Genomic DNA, 18,303 nt, shown 5'->3' on the forward strand with positions numbered 1-18,303 from the left:
GATGTATGCGCTGATTCCATTGTTCCCGCTGGCTGCCTTTCTCATCCTGGGTCTGGCCGGCAACCGTATCAAGGACCGCGCGCACCTCGTCGCCGTGCCGGCGGTGGTTCTGTCCTGGCTTCTATCCCTGTTCGCTTTTTCTGAAGTCGCCCAGGGCGCCCCGATCAACCAGCCGCTCTATACCTGGCTGACGTCCGGCAACCTCGATATCCACATCGGCCTCTATTTGGATCGGCTGACCGTCGTAATGCTCCTGTTGGTCACGACCGTCAGTTCCCTGGTCCACATCTACACCATCGGCTACATGCATGGAGAACCGGGCTACGCGAGATTTTTCAGCTACATCGCACTGTTTACCTTTTCAATGCTGATGTTGGTGCTGGCCGACAATCTGCTGCAACTGTTCGTCTTCTGGGAAGCGGTCGGACTCTGCTCGTATCTCTTGATCGGCCATTGGTACGAACGCGCCCCGGCCTGCGCCGCCGCGACCAAAGCGTTTCTCGTCAATCGCGTGGGAGACTTCGGCTTCATGCTGGGCCTCCTGCTCGTCTGGTACTCCTTCGGTTCGCTGAATTATCTGGATATTTTTCCTGCGGCCCTTGAGACGGCCAATCTAACGATGAACCTGTTGGGCCCCTTCGGCGGCACCTGGAATGTGTCGGTGTTCACCGTCATCTGTCTGCTGTTGTTTACCGGAGCCGTCGGCAAATCGGCACAGGTGCCGTTGCATGTCTGGCTGCCGGATGCGATGGAAGGCCCGACCCCCATCTCCGCGTTGATCCATGCCGCCACAATGGTGACCGCCGGCGTCTTCATGGTAGCCAGGCTGGCTCCCCTCTATAATTTGTCGCCGACCGCGATGACTGTCGTCGCACTGGTGGGGGCGGCCACGATGGTGCTCGGTGCCACCATCGCCATGACGCAAACTGACATCAAACGCGTGGTCGCCTACTCGACCGTCAGCCAACTCGGCTATATGGTCATGGCCTGCGGCCTCGGCGCGTACAGCGCCGGCATGTATCACCTGCTCACGCACGGCGCCTTCAAGGCGTTGCTCTTCCTGGGTTGCGGGTCCGTGATCATCGCGCTGCACCACGAGCAAGACATGCGTCGCATGGGCGGCTTGAAGAGTAAGCTCCCCGTAACCTACTGGACCTTCATCATCGGCTCACTGGCGCTGGCCGGATTCCCGTTGACCGCCGGTTTCTTCAGCAAGGACGATCTGCTGATCTCCTCCTGGTCATCCGGCCCGCTTGGACAAGTGCTCACCGTGCTGGGGTTGCTGACCGCCCTGATGACCGCGTTCTACAGCTTCAGGCTGGTCTTCGTCACCTTCTGGGGCCCCTCCCACGTCGATAAGAAACACGCTAAGCACGTGCATGAGCCGTCGAGCACGATGACCTTTCCGCTGATCGTACTGGCGGTCTTGAGCATCGCGGCCGGGTACGTCGGGATCCCCGAATTTCTTGAACCGGTGTTTGCCCACGGCGGATCCGCCGCAGCCCATCATGGGGATGCCGGACTGGTCATCATGATCGTCGCGACTCTCATGGGCCTGACGGGGATTGCCGGAGCCTACTATCTCTACGTGTTGAACCCACAGTTGCCGGATCAATTCGCCGTCCGATGGAAGACGTTGTACGAAGGCTCATTGAATAAGTGGTATGTGGACGAGGCCTATGACCGCGCGTTCGTGAAGCCGACCTTTGCCGTAGCCGCCGACATGTGGAAGCGAATCGATGTGGCCGTGATCGACGGCGCGGTGAACGGGATCGCACGCGGGATCGCCTGGAGCGGATGGCTGTTGCGCCTGGTCCAAAGCGGTCAGACGCAGCACTATGCGCTTGCGATGGCCTTCGGCCTGGTCATTCTCATGACAGTCTTTTTGGTGTTCTGAGGTCCTATGCAATCGGGCGGATTTCCCTGGCTGACATTCCTGATCTTCTTGCCGCTGGCCGGCGCGGCGGCGCTGTTCTTTGTGAAAGAGACCAGCGTCCGGATGGTGGCGCTCGGGATCACGGTCGCTGACCTGCTGCTCGCCCTCCCCCTCTGGTGGCTGTTCGACGCCTCATCGAGCCAGATGCAGTTTACCGAGAATGTGGTCTGGATCACGTCGCCGTCCATTCATTACCATCTGGGCCTGGACGGGATCAGCCTGCCGCTCGTCCTGATGACGGCCGTACTCATGCCCCTCTGCGTCGCGATTTCCTGGCGCTCGATCACCACGCGGGTCAGCAGCTTCATGGCCACGCTGCTCGTTATGGAAGCCGCGATGATCGGCGTCTTCTCGGCATTGGATTTCGTCCTGTTCTACGTGTTCTGGGAAGCGATGCTGATCCCGATGTATCTGCTCATCGGCGTCTGGGGCGGACCCAATCGGCTGTATGCCGCCATCAAGTTCTTCTTGTACACACTGGCAGGCAGTATCCTGCTGCTGGTCGCGATTCTGGCGCTCTATTTCCAGGGCGGCCACACCTTCGACATCGTGCAACTCAGCCAGCAGGCCTATTCACCCAGACTCCAGTTCTGGCTCTTCATCGCGTTCTTTGCCGCCTTCGCGGTAAAGGTCCCGATGTTCCCGTTCCACACCTGGTTGCCGGACGCCCACGTCGAAGCGCCGACCGCCGGCAGTGTGATCCTCGCGAGCGTCCTGCTGAAGATGGGCACCTATGGCTTTCTGCGATTCAGCCTGCCCATGCTGCCGGATGCGTCCAAGGATTTCACGCCCATGATCGTGGCCCTCTCGATCATCGCGATTGTGTACGGCGCCTATATGGCGCTGGCCCAGGCGGACCTGAAGAAACTCATCGCCTACTCCAGCGTGAGCCACATGGGCTTTGTGACGCTCGGCCTGTTCATGTTCAATCAGCAAGGCATCGAAGGCGCGGTGATGCAGATGGTGAACCACGGGATCACCACCGGCGGCCTCTTCCTCTGCGTCGGCGTGATCTATGAACGGACCCATAGCCGGCAGATCGCCGACAATGTCGGGCTGACGAAACCGATGCCCCAGTATGCGACGCTGCTGGTGATTTTCTCCCTCTCTTCGCTGGGCCTTCCGGGCACCAACAGTTTCGTGGGAGAGTTCTTGATCTTGGTCGGCACCTTCCTGTGGAGCAAGATCGCAGCAGCCCTCGCCTCGCTGGGGATCATCCTCGCCGCGGCCTACATGCTGTGGATGGTTCAGCGTGTCGCGTTCGGCGTGCCGTCGCCTCACCAGTTACCCAAACTGACCGATCTTACTCGGCGCGAGATGGCGACACTGATTCCGCTCGTCGTATTGGTCTTCTGGATCGGTCTATTTCCCAATCCGATTCTGAGCCGTATGCATGCCTCGGTCACGAATGTCGTGGCCCGCGCGACGCACGGACCGCAAGAGTCTCCGACCTCAACCGGTCAGGTCACCCCGGTCGTTGAGCCAGTTCCGGCCACGCAGACCGTACAGTCGACGGAGGCGCCACGCCCATGATGCTCTCGGCTCAGGATCTCTTCGCCATTCTGCCGGAATTACTGGTCGTCTTCGCCGCCTGCGCGATCCTGGTCTTGGACCCGATTACGCCACCGTCCAAGAAAGACAGCCTGGCTTGGCTCAGCCTGGGCACCATGGCCGTCTGTATGGGATTGACCGCCGCGAGTTTCGGCTCGCCAACGACGGCCTTCGGCGGGCTGGTGGTCATCGACAATTATTCCTGCTTCTGGAAACTACTCCTGTATTTCGTCACCGGGCTCACGATTCTGCTGTCCTTCCCCTACTTGAAAGAAGAACGCATTTATCTCGGCGAGTACTACGGGTTCATCCTCCTCACCCTCGCCGGCATGATGGTCATGGTCTCCGGCGCCGATCTGCTCACGATCTATCTCGGCACCGAACTCATGTCCCTCTCCCTCTATGTCATGGCGGGTCTCAAGCGGGCGGACGCCAAATCGCTCGAAGCCTCGGCCAAGTACTTCGTGCTCGGAGCATTTTCATCCGGCATTCTGCTCTACGGCATCTCGCTGCTGTATGGCTCGGCCGGCAGCACGCAACTCTCGGCCATCGCCGCCGCGATCGCGGGGCGGAGCCTGGACGACCCCTTGCTCCTCTTCGCCACCATCCTCATCGCCGTGGGGTTCAGCTTCAAGCTGGCGGTCGTGCCCTTCCACATGTGGACACCGGATGTGTACCAGGGCGCCCCGACGTCCGTCACGGCCTTTATGGCAGTGGCCTCAAAAGCCGCCAGCTTCGGCGCCTTCATGCGGGTCTTCGTCGAAGGACTCGGCGGCGTGCGGGCCAACTGGTCGCTGATGTTCCTGCTGCTGTGCATCGGAACGCTGATTCTGGGCAACATCGTCGCGCTGGTGCAAACGAACGTGAAACGCATGCTCGCCTATTCGAGCATAGCCCACGCGGGCTATGCCTTGATCGGCATCGTGGCCGCCGGCCGCCTGGCTCCGGCTGAAGCCTCGTCCGCGATTTCAAGCGTCATGCTCTACATTGCCTTGTACGCCTTCATGACCTTCGGCGCCTTTGCCATCATTGCGATGCTGCGGAAGGGCGGCCTGGAAGGCGATGAGATTGAAGACTTCAGCGGCCTGGCCAAACGCCACCCGTTCGCCGCGCTCCTCATGATGGTCTTCATGGTTTCGCTGGCCGGCATCCCGCCGACAGCCGGCTTCATTGGCAAGTTCTACGTATTCATGTCCGCCGTGCATGCGGGACTCGCCTGGCTGGCGGTACTGGCCCTGGTCTTTGCCGCGATCTCGGCCTACTTCTACCTGCGGCTCGTGATGGTGATGTACATGCGGGAGCCGGAAGCGGTCACCGCATTGTCGCCCAGGTTTGTGTCGTCCCCGGCCCTCTCCATTGTCCTGGCCTGTGCGATTGCAGGCGTGATGTTCTTTGGGCTCTATCCCGATCCGATTGTGAACCTGGCAACCCAGGCCGCCCTCACATTGAAATAGCGCTTCCTGTTCTTCAAATAGGATGCGCCACCGGCAAACCCGTGCTAGGCTCATCTACGCACGCACCTGAAGCCGCAACAGATCCACCATCGCGAGCATCCTGAACTGAACATGATGCAAGCTATCCGGTTCGTTCTCGATCTCCTCAAAGCCTTCCAACGCCACGGCTGCGCCAGTCTGGCGGCGTCGTTGGCGTTCTTCTCGCTGCTCTCCCTGTTTCCGCTGGTGTTTCTGTTGCTGTACGGAATCAGTTTCCTGGTCAGCCAGGACGTCATCGGCGAGCAGTTCCTGCTGAGCTTTCTGAAAGGCTTTCTCCCGTCGCTGGGTGAGCGCCTAGCCGAAGAGCTGCACCGTATCAGCGTGCTGGAGAGCGTGCGATGGGCGGTCTTTTTGTCGTTTGCCTGGTTCGGCGCGCTGGTATTTTACGAATTAGACTACGCGTTGAATGTCGTGTTCGAAAGTACCTGGAAACGTCACCCGCTGATCTCGACGGCGATTTCAGTCGCGTCTCTGAGCGCGACCGGATTGCTCCTGATTGTTTCGTACGTGGCAACACAGATTATCAACTTCCTCACCGGCTACGTGCCGCGACTATGGGGGTTGGATTTGGTGGCGCTGGCCGCGCATGATTTTCTACTCACCTACACCGTCCCGTTCGGACTGGCGTGCTTGGCCGTCACGGCATTGTACCGGCTCGTCCCGCGCCGGCGACCGGCGTGGCGCGAAGCGATGATCGGCGGCATGACATTCGGACTGCTGTGGGTGTCGGCCAAATTGCTGTTCGTCACCTATAGCGGGTATGCCACAGTCTATGTGCGGCTGTACGGTTCACTCCTGGAAATCGTCCTCATGCTGCTCTGGGTCTACTATTCAGCCGTCTTGTTGCTCTTTGGCGCGGTGGTGGCCCACAAACTCCAGCAGCAGGCTCAAGCCCTTCCGCCTCCACCAGCTCCATCCGCCACCGCCTAGTCAAGACGGTCTTTACCCGACCCGCATACCCATGCGACTTCCGGCCTTTTTCTAGGCGATCCTCTTCTTCCTCGATACAATGGCTTCCGGCTATACAAGGGAGCGGCATGTCGGACGACTTCGGCAAAGAACTGTTGATGTTGGGCGGAACCATCGCGGGCTTTGTGGCCGCGCTGCTCACGGTTCTCGAAAAGCTTCTCGACTTTCAAGCCCGCATGCACGGCAAGAAAGAAACGAAGGGCTCGCCCAGGCCTGAGCGAGCCGTACCCGAATCAGCCTCCACCATCGACTTTTTCTCGTCCAAACCGCTTCGCGGATCGTCCTATCTCCTCTTGTATGAAACCAGTGTGATCGTCGCCGCCGGCGTCATGTTGAACTATGTCGGCCTCACGCTTAGCCGTCATATGGAAAGTATTCTGTTCCTGGACATGACCGGCACGGCTCTAGTCGCATTTCTCTTGGGTCCTTGGTGGGGAGCCATCGTGGCCCTTCTCTCCAACTCCGTTGTGAACTGGCTGCTGTATCCGGAAGCCGGCGCCGATGTCGTCATTTTCCCCTGGTCGCTCGTGAATATGACCGGCGCGCTCTTTTGGGGCGTCATGGCGAGACAGCCGGGTTTCCAGAAGTACGTGCGGACGGCCAAGAGTTCAGCCCTGGCCCATACCTGGTTTTTGTTGAGCTTCGGCCTGGTCGGAGCAGTGGTCATGAGCATCCCCGGCACATTCGTACAGGCAGCGCTGAATGAGCGCGCCGTCTTCGCGTTGAACCCGGAGGTGGCGGAAGCGCTCAGCGCACGCGTGCTCCAGTGGGAAACCGTCGTACGGAGTTCCATTGAAGCAATGCTGGGCGTGCAATGGGGAGAAAGCATCAGCTGGTATGTCGTGAACTGGGCACAGAACATCGTCCGGTATATTCCAGACAAAACCATGAGCGCGGCGATCGCACTGGTCGTGCTCAAGTACGGCTACCCGTTATTTGAGCAGGAGTTGATCCACGGCGGCCCTGCAAAAGAACCACCCGGCGATGAGCGCATGCTGCCGTTGGTCCTCGGCCTGCTCTATGCGCCGTCCTATGCGACACTCATCAGCAGCGAAAGCTATGCCGGCATGCAGTTCTGGCCGCTCTGGTCGCTGCCGTGGATTTTTATTGTGATGGGCTACTTCAAGCTGCGCTATTGGGGATCGACGGATGAGGTGTTGCACGAGGCCCGCCTCGAACGCGCGGAACGGTATGCCCGCGCACTCAAGCCGATCGGGAAAGAACCGTCGTATGAATTCTGCCGGCGACTCACCTTCGTCACACTTGTCGCCAGCCTTATGTTTGCCCTGTGCCTGCCCATTCTCTTAATAGACTCCTATCGCGTCACCTTCAAATTCTTCTGTGTGGTCTACGGCTTTCTGCTCGTCGTCCACCTCATCCGCGTCGCCATCGCACAAAATATCTCCGTGGCGCGCTCAGAATGAGCGGTGGCGCGTCGTTCGTATCTCGTCGCGGAGAGATCGGCGTTACACTTTGTGCAGTTGCAGATAGTGCACGATCGCTGAATGGGTGACGAGCCCGGTGACCTGGCCCTCTTGCACGACGACCAAACGATCCAACCCCTCCTGACTCATCCGTTGCATCGCCTCCAATACCGGCACATTCGGCTCAATCCTTAACCCGGGCGACGCGGGGCGCATAATCTGGCCGATCTGCTTCCACGCCCAGAGCGTTTGGGGAACGGCTTGGACGTCCATCACGGTCACCAATCCGACCAGCTCCCCGTTTGCCACGACCGGAAAGCCTCCGTATCCGTGCGGGACAAAGAACTGATTCACCGCGTCTGCGACCGTACAATCCGGTGGAATAGCCACGACCGTCCGAACCATCAGCTCGTGAACGGGAACGGCCGCCAAGGACTGACGCAAGCGGGCCTGCCGGCGACTGGCCAGTGCGGCCGCAAAGAGGAAGGTGGCCACGAGGATAATCCAGCTGCCGTCGGAAGCCATCGATCCCGGCAAATCTCCGCTGAGCGCAGCGATCACGACGATCACCCCGGCCAGTCCGAACAACACACCGAACACCAAGCCGCCCCACGAAGCCTGCACGGTCGCGCGATAGAAATCTTTCCCCCAGGCCCAGAGCCCGGCGCGCAAGACACGGCCGCCGTCCAGCGGGAACCCTGGAATCAAATTGAATAGGCCGAGTTGTAAATTCACAAACCCCACCAGGCTGCCAAGTACGAGCAACCCGCGCCACCCCGCAGCCTCGCCTGCCATTCCGGCCAGCTCGACCGCTCCCAAGCACACCACCCCCAGCACAACACTTACGGCCGGCCCGGCAATGGCGATGAGAAATTCTGCGCGGGGATGCGGCGGCTCCGCTCGCATCTGCGCGACACCGCCGAAGATGAACAGGGTGATCTGGCTGATCGCGATCCGATAGGTCAACGCGACGTAGGCATGGCCCAACTCATGGAGGAGGACGGATCCGAACAACAGCAGCGCCGCAACAGCCCCCATGGCCCAATAGCGCTCTTCGGACAATCCGGGTAGATTGGCCGGCAAATATCCCGACGCCAGACTGGAGGTCACCAGAAAAAAGACGAGGAACCAGGAGACATGGACCCGAATGGGAATGCCCAGCGCACGACCGATTTCCCAGGAACCGAATTGCATGTCTGCACGGTACCAGCGGGAACTGCACGCGGTCAATTCATCTTCACTCGGCTTGAGGTATACTGGAGGCCATGTCACCGAAGGCATTCCCATGGGTGCTGAGCGCCCTGCTCATCGGAGGTCTGGGAGGATTCCGGCCTTCCGACACGATGGCTCAAGTCATCAAGTCCGGTCCGCCTTCCTGCCCGGGAATCGCGCTGACGTTCGATCTCTGCCCCGTAAAAAAAAGTCCGGGATACGATCACGCACTGGTCGACTATTTGATCCAACATCAGATCCCCGCCACCTTCTTCATGTCCGGCAAATGGATCGCGAGACACGATGCCGAAGTGGAACAACTGCTGGGGGTCGAGTTCTTTGAAATCGGCACCCACGGCGAGGTGCATGCGCATCTGCCGATGCACAATGCCGGCGAACAGCAGAAAGAAATTCACGCTCCGGTCCGGCTTCTGAGCGAGCACTATGCCCATGACGCCACACTCTTTCGCCCACCTTACGGCGAATACAACGACACGACGATAGACGTCGTGAAACTCCTCGGCCTGCGGTTTATCCAATGGAGCATCGAATCCGGTGATCCAGATCCGATGCTGACGGCGGACCAGATCCTGGCCCGCATTGAGAAGCGCGCCAAGCCCGGCAGTATCGTGGTGCTGCATGCCAACGGAAAAGGCAAACAGACGAGAGCGGTGATCGAACGACTGACGACCGACGTGCTCCCGCGAAAGGCGTTGAAACCTATGACCGTGAGCGAGTTGTTGGCTTGCAAACAGCGCAACCCATGAGCACACCCCACATCAGATCCATGCAAGCCGCCGACCGCGACGCCGTGGTGCAATTCCTGGCGGACTCCGACCCCTGGAAGACCCTCGGCTATACCAGCACCGACTGGACCCGGATCTTTGCTCCGATCCCCCAAGGGCGCGACGCGATTGTTGCCTTGGTGACTGACAAAATCGCGGGCGTGGCTCTGATCCGGGAAAGATTCTTGCTGGGGGATTATCTGGAGCTGCTCGGAGTGGCTCCATGGGCGAGACAATCCGGCGTCGGCGGAGCTCTCCTCGCCCATGTGGAGCACTCGGTCTTCGCGAGAACCAAGAACCTGTTTGCCTGCGTATCCGATTTCAACGCGCCGGCGAGGGCCTTCTACAAAAAACATGGGTTTCAGGAAATCGGCCCCATGCCTGATTTTTTAATCCCCGGCAGCGCCGAAATGTTGCTGCGGAAAACGGCCGGACCGGCGAGAAAAGGCGGGTGACTCAATGAAGGTAACGAAGTTTCTCCATACCAGAATGCGCATCAGTGATATGGATCAGACGATTCAGTTCTATACGTCCGTGCTCGGCCTTGAAGTCATCGAGCGCAAGACTTCCCCGCGCGGGTCACATCTGGCTTTTTTGAAAGTCCCTAACAGCGAGGAGCTGATCGAACTGACCAGCTTTCCTCCGAGCGGACCCGTGAAGGTGCAGGAAGATCTCGTCCATCTTGCCTTTCAGGTCGAAAACCTTGACGCAACCATTGCGTCCCTGACGGCTAAGGGCGTCACGATCACGGACGGCCCAACCCAGACATCGTCCGGCAGCCGCTTTCTCTTCATCGACGCCCCCGATGGCTATGAGATTGAGCTGATTGAACGCCCTCAAGGTGTGAAGATCATGTAGCGGCACCAACCCCTTTTCCTTCTCCTCTCCTTCGTGTTACGTTTCTCGCCCGATTCGATCCTTCGATCCATAGCCACTCAAGAGGAGCCTCTGCATGAAGAACGGATTTTTTCGCGGTCACGGCCTCGGCAATGACTATATCGTGATGGACCCCAAGGAACTGACCTTCAAGCTCACGCCCAAAAACATCAAAGCGGTCTGCGATCGCAACTGGGGTCTGGGCAGCGACGGCATCCTCGCGCTTGTCCCGAGCAAAAAAGCCGACTTCGGCCTGCGCATTTACAACCCAGACGGCAGCGAAGCAGAAAAATCCGGCAATGGCCTGCGCATTTTCGCCCGTTATCTCCACGCCACGGGAAAGACGAAGAAGAAACATTTCACCGTCGAGACGAAAGGCGGTCTGGTCACGATCGATTTGCATATCGATCGCCATGGCGATGCGCGCGCCGTGACAGTTGAGATGGGGCAAGCCACATTCAAGCCGGCGGCACTGCCCTGCACCATGCCAGTCGACGAATTGATTCAGCAGCCGATCGAAGCGGCCGGACGTGCGTTGTCCTTCACGGGCGTGAGCGTCGGGAACCCCCATTGCGTGGTCTTCAAGCGAGCGGGAGAGTCTTGGTCGCGCGAAGATCTGCTGAAGCTCGGCCCTGTTCTGGAGAATCACTCCCTGTTCCCGAAACGAACGAATATCCAATTGGCCATCCCGACCGGCCCCAGAGAAATCTTCATCCTCATCTGGGAGCGCGGCGCCGGAGAGACCCAGGCCTCCGGATCCTCTTCCTGTGCAGCCGCCAGCGCGGCAGTTCGCCTCGGGCTGGTCAAAAGTCCGGTCACGGTGAAGATGCCCGGCGGGACATTGAATATCGAAGTAGCGAAGGACTTTTCGCTCACCATGAAGGGGCCGGTGGCCGAAGTCGCGCGCGGCACCCTGAGTCCATCGTTCCTCCGCACGCTGAAGTAAGATCGGCGGTCGCGCGTCATTCGTCACCCGGGAAGATAAAGGACTGCGGTTCTTGCTATTCTTACGATTGACGGATGACGCATGACGACCGACACACTCCAATCCAAGCTCGATCACTTGCCCGATAATCCGGGCGTGTACCTCTTTAAAGACTCGTCCGGCGAATTGCTCTACGTCGGCAAAGCCGCCTCGCTCGCCGGCCGTGTCCGTTCCTACTTTCAGCGCGGCACCGACCATTCGCCTAAAACGACGTTGCTTGTCGGCCACATTGCCGACCTCGAAACTATCGTCACCCGCTCGGAACTTGAAGCCCTCATCCTTGAAAGCAATCTCATCAAGCGCCATCGTCCGCGCTTCAATGTCGTGCTCCGCGACGACAAGCAGTATCCCTACCTCCGTCTGCCGATCAAAGACCGTTTCCCGCGCCTCTCTATCGTCCGCCGGGTTCAGAAAGACGGCGCGCTCTACTACGGCCCCTATACGCCGGCCGGCGCGCTCCGCGAGACCCTGAAGGTCATTAAGAAATCCTTTCCACTCGCCACCTGCACCATCGAGATCGACGGCACCGCCGAGCGGGCCTGCCTGGAATTTGAAATCAAGCGCTGCATGGCACCCTGCACGGGCAACCAATCGCAGGAGGACTACCTCAAGATCGTCGGCCAGGTCCGCCAGTTTCTGGAAGGCCGCGACCATGAACTGCTGGACGATCTTCGCGCACAGATGGAAGCGGCGGCGGAGCGGGAGGAGTTTGAAGAAGCGGCCCGACTGCGCGACCGGCTCTTCAAGATCGAACGCACGCTGGAGAAGCAGCGCATCACGCAAACGACGGCGACCGACCAGGATGTGATCGGCTTGGCGCGACAAGGCACGGCTGTGGACCTGCAGTTGCTGTTCGTCCGCGGCGGGCTGCTCATTGGGCGGAAGGATTTCTTCTGGCCGCAATCGGCCGATGTCAGCGATGAAGATCTGGTCCGATCCGCCATCGAGCAGTTTTACAACAAAGACGGCCAGCCGCCCAAAGAGCTGCTGGTGCCCACCGTGCTTGCCGACGCAGCGCTCATCGAACAATGGTTGAGCGACAAACGGGGATCAAGCGTGAAGGTGCTCGCCCCGGAACGCGGAGCGAAGCACCAATTGGTCCTGCTGGCCGAAGAAAATGCGGCGGCCTCGGCGGCCAACCACCTGCGCGACGAAGCCCTTGACCGGCAGGCCGTCGAAGATCTGAAACGGCTGCTGCATCTGGAGAAAGCGCCCCGGCGCATCGAGGGATTCGACATCTCCAATACGATGGGCAATCAGTCGGTCGCGTCGATGGTCGTGTGGGAAGACGGCCAGATGAAAAAGGCGGATTATCGCCGCTTCAAAATTCAGACGGTCATCGGCGCCAATGATTTTTCGAGTATGCAGGAAGTGGTGGCCCGGCGATATGGCGACTCGGAACATCTCGCCCGACCGGACCTGATCCTGATTGACGGCGGCTTAGGGCAATTAGCCGCCGCCATGGAAGGGCTGAGGCAGGTCGGGCACCGCGATCAAGCCATCATGGGTCTGGCCAAAGCGCGCGGCGAAAAAGACGAGCGCATTTTTCTTCCCGGCCGCAAGAATCCTATTCTGCTCAGACCGAACGCCCCCGCCACTCACCTCGTCCAACGCATCCGCGACGAAGCCCACCGGTTCGCCATCACCTATCACCGCAAGCTTCGCGGTAAAGCCTTCACCGCCTCTAAGCTGGATCAAATCATCGGCATCGGCGAAATCACACGCACCAAGCTACTCAAGGAATTTGGAAGCGTCGACGCTCTGATCAACGCGAGTGATACGGCGCTTGCAGAAGCCGGCCTGGACTCCAAGACCATCGTCGCGCTCCGCAACACCCTCCCGTAAGAGGGTGCCCGCCTGGTCAGAAAAGAAATTTGAAGCTGAATGTTCCGAGATGCACAAAGGCGTGATAGGTGCCATTGACCGTCGGATTGATATTCCCCGTCACCGTACGCGGTTCGTAAAACCATTCCTGGTAGGCCACATCAAAGCCGATGGCCTTAGGCCAGAGAGCGGATTCCCCTCCGCAGGGAAGCATTCCCAAAAACCTCCCTCCCTGCTTGCACAGGAAACCGGCGCCCAGTGAGAGCGTATGGGACGATAACGAGATGGACACCGGATTGAAGGTCAGATCCGGAACGGGATTTTCGGTTCTTGTATAGCCGCCCCGCGCCGCCACATCCCAGTGCGGCAACCAAGACGGATTGAGCCATTTGTACTCGGTCCCCACCGCAACCACCTGAACGGTCTTCCATTGTTGCGGTTGCGGAACCGTCGATCCATTGGATAAATAGACATTCAAATCTTTGTTGGATTTCCAGCCGACAAAATCCACATCCAACTCCAGCTTCCATTCTTGCTCACTGGTACGAATCGGCCAGACCGCTACGGCAGCCGTGTAAATCGGTGGCAACGCCAGACTCGTCGAGGCATCTGCCACCTTAGCCCCGTTGACCAACAACGTGCCGCGTAACGGCAAGACCGCTTGGCTACGATAGACCAAGCCGATTGACGCCAATGGTTTTCCATCACTGTTTCGGATCGGAGTATAAAGCAGACTGGCATTCACCCCTACAGCGGGCCCCTTCCCGTTTAATTCAACGGACGCTCCGGCCGGAATCCCAAAGAGACCGGCCCCCACTTGTTTTTGTTCAACATGCCCCTGCCCGAGCAAACTGGAGAAGGTGTAGATATCGGCACCCAGTCCTAGCGACAGGTCCTCATTGACCTTGTACGCAAGAGTTGGCTTGATATCGACGAGCGGCAGCGCCGCTGATGTCCCAGCAGTATTGAAAGGACTATCGACAGGATACCGGGTGCTCAATCCGAATGGAGAAGTCAGGCCAATGCCTATGGTCATCGCAGAAAGGCTAGAGAATCCGAGCGATCCAAGATTGGCACTGAGATAGGTGTGACTGGGGGGAGGAAACACAAGACTTCCCCCAAAGTCACCGCGGGTATCGATCCCCGTCGGGCCCTTCGCTTTGATCGATCCCCCCAGAAGCGCCGTCCCAAAGACAGCTTGAACCCCCTCGACCTGTGTAAGCCCCGCAGGATTGTACTGAATAGCCGATGCATCATCAGCCTGAGCGGCAAACGCATTGCCCTGCCCTACGGCATTGGCTCCTTGTGGCTGGAATCGAAGGGCTTGGGCGAAGACTTCTACCGGATTGAGGAGAAGACTCGTCAGCAATACAAAGAGAAGCAAGTTCAACACGCCAAACTCTATCCTACTGACAGTAATAGAACTTATCGCCGGCGCTTCATAGCCACTCTGGATCGCGTGACTGTGTATAAGTCGGTGCTCCACGGGATCATAGCGAGAGCGATCTAGAGATGCCAGTTGAAAAGATCACCGTGCAACTCCAGCTTGCTCGACATGGCAGACTCGCTCGTAAGAAGCCGTCCCTGTTGATTTTCCGATCCCAGATGTCTAGAATTCCCTCACTATTTAACTATTTTAGAGTCATTACCGATGCGTGCCAGGAACCGATGATGCGTTCGATTCAGAAACAGCATCAGGAAATCTCACCAGAATCTTTATGTGGGGAGTTTCCTTTTATCCGATATGGGGCATGCGAGAACAGCGCTTCCTCAGAAAATGAGTTGACCGCCTTCCCCCAAGTCAGAGCCACGGGTCAGCATCAGTCTGTAAACTCGCCCCGTCGATTTCCGTCGGAAGTATTTCAAGATCTTAGCCGAAAAGAAATCCAACGCGTCCTTGAGATTCTGCATTACTCTGTCGCTGCAACCACGGGCGACGATGTTCTCCATGTCCTTCAGCTTCTTAAGGAGACTGTCGCCTGTCCCAATGTCATTGGAGGAGTGGTCGAACTGACATCAGCGGGAATTTTTAAAGAATTTAATAGCGTGATCAATGTCAGTTACTCCAGCAACTGGCTCTATACCTACGGCAAGAACGGATATGCTGAGGTCGATCCGGTCCTTCAATCAGCAGTTTCTTCATTCCAGACACAGGTCTGGGAACAGACCTACGAGGGGGCTCGCTCGCCAAAACAATTAGAGTTTATAGAAGAAGCGCGCTCCTTTGGCCTCACTCATGGAATTACTACCGGAATGGTAGAGCGGACCAAAAACTTCGCAACCTTCTTCTCATTTGCGGGAGGAGATCGAAAATCTACCACCCGCTACAAAGATCTCCTCCAATATCTTCTTCCATATCTTCACCACGTCTTGATTGCCAACACATCTACCCCTTTGTCGAATCGTGTGAAAGGGCTTTCTCCTCGCGAAGCTGCGGTATTAGTGTGGATGAAACAAGGCAAAACCAACTGGGAAATCTCGAAAATTTTAGGCGTCAGCGAACGCACCATCCGCTTTCATGTGGAAGGCATCTTCTCTAAACTTGACGTAAGTTCACGAACTCAAGCCGTGGCCTACGCCATGGAACATGGGTTAGTCAAAGAAGAGTAACCTACCAGCCTTTCTTCTTTCTACAGCCCTCAGGCAGCCACAAGTTTTCGATTCGCCTCTAGGCGGATCGGTTGACGTTCCTGCATTCCATCTCTTGAAACTCGCACTTTTGGATCCAATGCCAAAAATGAACTTTTCTCAAATGTCGTCTGCCCCATTGCCATATTAATCCAACGGAAAAACTCAGGCTGCTTTTGCGGGCAAGTTTCTTCGAACCTGTTCCAATCAAGAACGGCCGCAATTGAAAGAGCTTCTGCCGGAGGAAGCGAGACTGCTGGGCTGATGGGATCACACGTAAATCCCATGCCGCGAAGGACACGCAAGAATCGCTTCTCAACCACCATGTATAGAAATCTAGCCTCGTTTTGAAGACACCACTGATATACACCCTTATACAAAACCTGCATGTATCGAATAGATAATCCCTTATCCATTAGACTCGGGTCTAAGGCCAGTCGAGTAATCTCCACCGTATCAGCCTCTTTACGAATTTCGCACCCAGGAAGCAGACAAGGCCTGAATTCGTGTTCCAGCATAAAGGGATGAGCCGCACTCACCATTCGAAACACCCCGCGCAAGCATTGCTCTTCATCGAACAGCCCAACTGTTGAAGAGTACGGGTCGTATGAATCCACTTCCAATCTGTCACTGCTTTCAGGAACCCACTTCAACCGCTCAGCAAACACGCGATGGCGTAGCCGGTAGGATTCTCGGAGTTCCTCATCACTGGTAAGGGTCTTAACAAGTAATCCGCCATCGGAAAATTCTATCGCGCGAACCTCTTCCAGTACTTGCATAAATCCTCCTCGAATAGAGTGTGGGGAAATTCAATGCAAGCATTTGCGCTCTTCTCCTGATGTCCGTCACCTGGCGGATCCGCCAGGTGACGGAAGGGCTTGTCCTCACGTATTACTCTCCACCTAGGTGCGAAATTGTAACGAAGAAAACGCTGACTCCGTGTATGCGCGAAAATTAGGAAGAGAGGAGGACTGACACTGTGAGTGAAAACACACGACTCCATCTCATTGATGGGTTTCGGCAATCCCCACCCCTAGGGCATCGCCATTCATTTGGACAGGGGGAGGGCTCTCGGCCCAAAAACGAGAGCGATCGCTTCTCCAAACCCACTGCACCGGCCGGAGGCCAGCTGACGGTCGCGCTCAAAACCACAGAAAAGCGCTTGAGTAGTTTGCTGGAAGATCGAGCGCGCATCAGCCGGGACCTCCACGACTCCGTCCTGCAATCGCTGTATGCCATCGGCCTCAGCTTGGAGACCTCTCACCGCACCGACGCCTCGCCACGGCCCAGCGGCGATCGCCCATACCGTCATGCCGTGGATCAGCTCAATCGCTTGATTCACGAAGTCCGAGGCCTCATCAAAGGGCTTGCCGACGGATCGGTCCAGGACATGAACTTGTCCGAGGAGCTCAAGCAATTGGCCAGCAGTTACGAGCAGCTGAGTCCCGTTAGGATTACGCTCAGCCTGCAGCCGTCGGCGCTGGACATTCTCACCCGTGAGGAAGAGCAAGAGATCCTGAACATTGTGCGAGAGGCCTTGAGTAATTGCATCCGCCATGCGCAGGCGGCTCATGCCGAAGTAGCGATCAAGACGCACGGCAATCGAGTCCGTATCTGCATCTGCGATGACGGCAAGGGATTTATCGAAACTGGGGGGCACCCCAAAGGGTACGGCTTGATGAATATGGAAGCACGGGCCAAGAAACTCGGCGGCAGCCTGCTGCTTCGCTCGAAGCCCGGCCATGGCACTCGCTTGACCGCGGAATTTTTACTAGAGCCGATATTGGCGCCCGTATGAAACCCGCACGCACGACACTCCTTATCGTCGATGACCACGAAGTCGTACGACAGGGGCTCCGAACACTCCTTGACCTTGAGCCGGATCTCCGCGTCATCGGGGAAGCGGCCTCGGCCGAGGATGCCGTCACGCAGACGAAATCCCTCCGGCCGCATGTCGTGCTGCTTGACGTCAAACTCCACGGCGGATCCGGAATCGCCGCCTGCCGCCAGATCCTCGCGACGATGCCGGCCACCCGCATCCTGATGTTGACCAGCTTTTCGGACGACGCCATCGTGGTCGACGCCGTTCAAGGCGGAGCCCACGGCTACGCGCTCAAGGATGTCCGCACGCAGGACCTGATTCATGCGATTCGCACCGTCGCCAGCGGCCACGGCTATCTAGACCCGCGCGTCGCCCAGCAGACCCTGCATTGGATCCGCGATCGATCCCACGCAGCGCCCGGTCACGCTACGGATCGTCTCACGAACCTCTCCCCGCAAGAGCGCGCCATTCTGCCCTTGCTCGCCGAAGGCAAGACCAACAAAGAAATTGCCATCGACCTCCACTTGAGCGACAAGACGGTCAAGAACTACCTTGCCAATATCTTCGACAAACTCCAAGTACGCCGGCGCACCGAAGCCGTGAGCTGGTATATCCGAACAACTCGGGCCTCCTCGCAACACTCCTGACTCTAGACTCTACGTATTCCATATTGTTCAATCCCGCACCCTCTAGAAATTCAGGGGCTTCAGGCCCTATGCTAGTCAGTCCGCCAGAACACCCGCAGTGAGGTGAGTAGGATCACTCCGGGGTAGACCGATGCCCCACAGCTGACCAGCG

Annotated in this window: 16 protein-coding genes; 13 read left to right on the forward strand and 3 right to left on the reverse strand. The window is 58.0% G+C overall.

Annotated features, from left to right (window positions below; translation table 11 throughout):
• Nucleotide 1 precedes the first annotated feature (1 nt).
• From nuoL to NITLEN_RS03885, 5 genes are all read left to right on the forward strand, one after another.
• Nucleotides 2-1,897 (forward strand): NADH-quinone oxidoreductase subunit L, encoded by a 1,896-nt coding sequence (gene nuoL, locus NITLEN_RS03865; RefSeq protein ID WP_121988244.1) that lies wholly within the window; start codon nt 2-4, stop codon nt 1,895-1,897.
• 6 nt (nt 1,898-1,903) lie between these two features.
• A complete protein-coding gene (locus NITLEN_RS03870; protein ID WP_121988245.1) occupies nt 1,904-3,469 on the forward strand; it encodes an NADH-quinone oxidoreductase subunit M in 1,566 nt (521 codons plus the stop codon).
• Nucleotides 3,466-4,941 (forward strand): NADH-quinone oxidoreductase subunit N, encoded by a 1,476-nt coding sequence (locus tag NITLEN_RS03875; RefSeq protein ID WP_121988246.1) that lies wholly within the window; start codon nt 3,466-3,468, stop codon nt 4,939-4,941. Before NITLEN_RS03870 ends, NITLEN_RS03875 begins: the two co-directional genes overlap by 4 nt.
• 111 nt (nt 4,942-5,052) lie before the next feature.
• Nucleotides 5,053-5,910, forward strand: a complete 858-nt coding sequence (locus NITLEN_RS03880) for a YihY/virulence factor BrkB family protein (protein ID WP_121988247.1) — start codon at nt 5,053-5,055, stop codon at nt 5,908-5,910.
• Between the two features lie 107 nt (nt 5,911-6,017).
• Nucleotides 6,018-7,373 (forward strand): hypothetical protein, encoded by a 1,356-nt coding sequence (locus NITLEN_RS03885; RefSeq protein WP_121988248.1) that lies wholly within the window; start codon nt 6,018-6,020, stop codon nt 7,371-7,373.
• A gap of 42 nt (nt 7,374-7,415) precedes the next feature.
• Here the strand turns inward: NITLEN_RS03885 and NITLEN_RS03890 are convergent, their stop codons facing one another.
• Nucleotides 7,416-8,567 (reverse strand): site-2 protease family protein, encoded by a 1,152-nt coding sequence (locus tag NITLEN_RS03890; RefSeq protein WP_181416619.1) that lies wholly within the window; start codon nt 8,565-8,567, stop codon nt 7,416-7,418.
• Between the two features lie 71 nt (nt 8,568-8,638).
• On the opposite strand from NITLEN_RS03890, the gene NITLEN_RS03895 reads away from it, so the two are divergent.
• The 5 genes from NITLEN_RS03895 (at nt 8,639) to uvrC (ending at nt 13,076) form a co-directional block, all read left to right on the forward strand.
• A complete protein-coding gene (locus NITLEN_RS03895) occupies nt 8,639-9,352 on the forward strand; it encodes a polysaccharide deacetylase family protein (protein ID WP_121988559.1) in 714 nt (237 codons plus the stop codon).
• Nucleotides 9,349-9,825, forward strand: a complete 477-nt coding sequence (locus tag NITLEN_RS03900; RefSeq protein ID WP_121988250.1) for a GNAT family N-acetyltransferase — start codon at nt 9,349-9,351, stop codon at nt 9,823-9,825. Before NITLEN_RS03895 ends, NITLEN_RS03900 begins: the two co-directional genes overlap by 4 nt.
• A gap of 4 nt (nt 9,826-9,829) precedes the next feature.
• Nucleotides 9,830-10,228, forward strand: coding sequence for a VOC family protein (locus NITLEN_RS03905; protein ID WP_121988251.1), 399 nt, complete (start codon nt 9,830-9,832; stop codon nt 10,226-10,228).
• 94 nt (nt 10,229-10,322) lie between these two features.
• Complete coding sequence (dapF, locus tag NITLEN_RS03910) at nt 10,323-11,192, forward strand: diaminopimelate epimerase (protein WP_121988252.1); 870 nt, start codon at nt 10,323-10,325, stop codon at nt 11,190-11,192.
• 81 nt (nt 11,193-11,273) lie between these two features.
• Nucleotides 11,274-13,076: an excinuclease ABC subunit UvrC gene (gene uvrC / locus NITLEN_RS03915; RefSeq protein ID WP_121988253.1), complete on the forward strand. Its 1,803-nt coding sequence runs from the start codon at nt 11,274-11,276 to the stop codon at nt 13,074-13,076.
• A 16-nt stretch (nt 13,077-13,092) separates the two neighbouring features.
• Here uvrC and NITLEN_RS03920 read toward each other — a convergent pair whose 3' ends face one another.
• Nucleotides 13,093-14,448: an OmpP1/FadL family transporter gene (locus tag NITLEN_RS03920; RefSeq protein ID WP_245924376.1), complete on the reverse strand. Its 1,356-nt coding sequence runs from the start codon at nt 14,446-14,448 to the stop codon at nt 13,093-13,095.
• A 119-nt stretch (nt 14,449-14,567) separates the two neighbouring features.
• Here NITLEN_RS03920 and NITLEN_RS03925 point away from each other — a divergent pair, with 119 nt between their 5' ends.
• On the forward strand, nt 14,568-15,665 hold the full coding sequence (locus NITLEN_RS03925) for a helix-turn-helix transcriptional regulator (RefSeq protein ID WP_121988254.1): 1,098 nt from the start codon (nt 14,568-14,570) through the stop codon (nt 15,663-15,665).
• A 29-nt stretch (nt 15,666-15,694) separates the two neighbouring features.
• On the opposite strand, the gene NITLEN_RS03930 is transcribed toward NITLEN_RS03925, so the two are convergent.
• Nucleotides 15,695-16,462 carry an acyl-homoserine-lactone synthase gene (locus tag NITLEN_RS03930; RefSeq protein WP_121988255.1) on the reverse strand — a complete coding sequence of 256 codons (768 nt, stop codon included), beginning with the start codon at nt 16,460-16,462 and terminating at the stop codon, nt 15,695-15,697.
• A 200-nt stretch (nt 16,463-16,662) separates the two neighbouring features.
• Here NITLEN_RS03930 and NITLEN_RS03935 point away from each other — a divergent pair, with 200 nt between their 5' ends.
• Both NITLEN_RS03935 and NITLEN_RS03940 read left to right on the forward strand, forming a co-directional pair.
• Nucleotides 16,663-17,481: a sensor histidine kinase gene (locus tag NITLEN_RS03935; RefSeq protein WP_121988256.1), complete on the forward strand. Its 819-nt coding sequence runs from the start codon at nt 16,663-16,665 to the stop codon at nt 17,479-17,481.
• On the forward strand, nt 17,478-18,152 hold the full coding sequence (locus NITLEN_RS03940) for a response regulator (RefSeq protein ID WP_121988257.1): 675 nt from the start codon (nt 17,478-17,480) through the stop codon (nt 18,150-18,152). Before NITLEN_RS03935 ends, NITLEN_RS03940 begins: the two co-directional genes overlap by 4 nt.
• The last annotated feature ends 151 nt before the right edge of the window (nt 18,153-18,303 follow it).

The sequence above is a fragment of the Nitrospira lenta genome, from assembly GCF_900403705.1.
Lineage (GTDB): Bacteria > Nitrospirota > Nitrospiria > Nitrospirales > Nitrospiraceae > Nitrospira_D > Nitrospira_D lenta.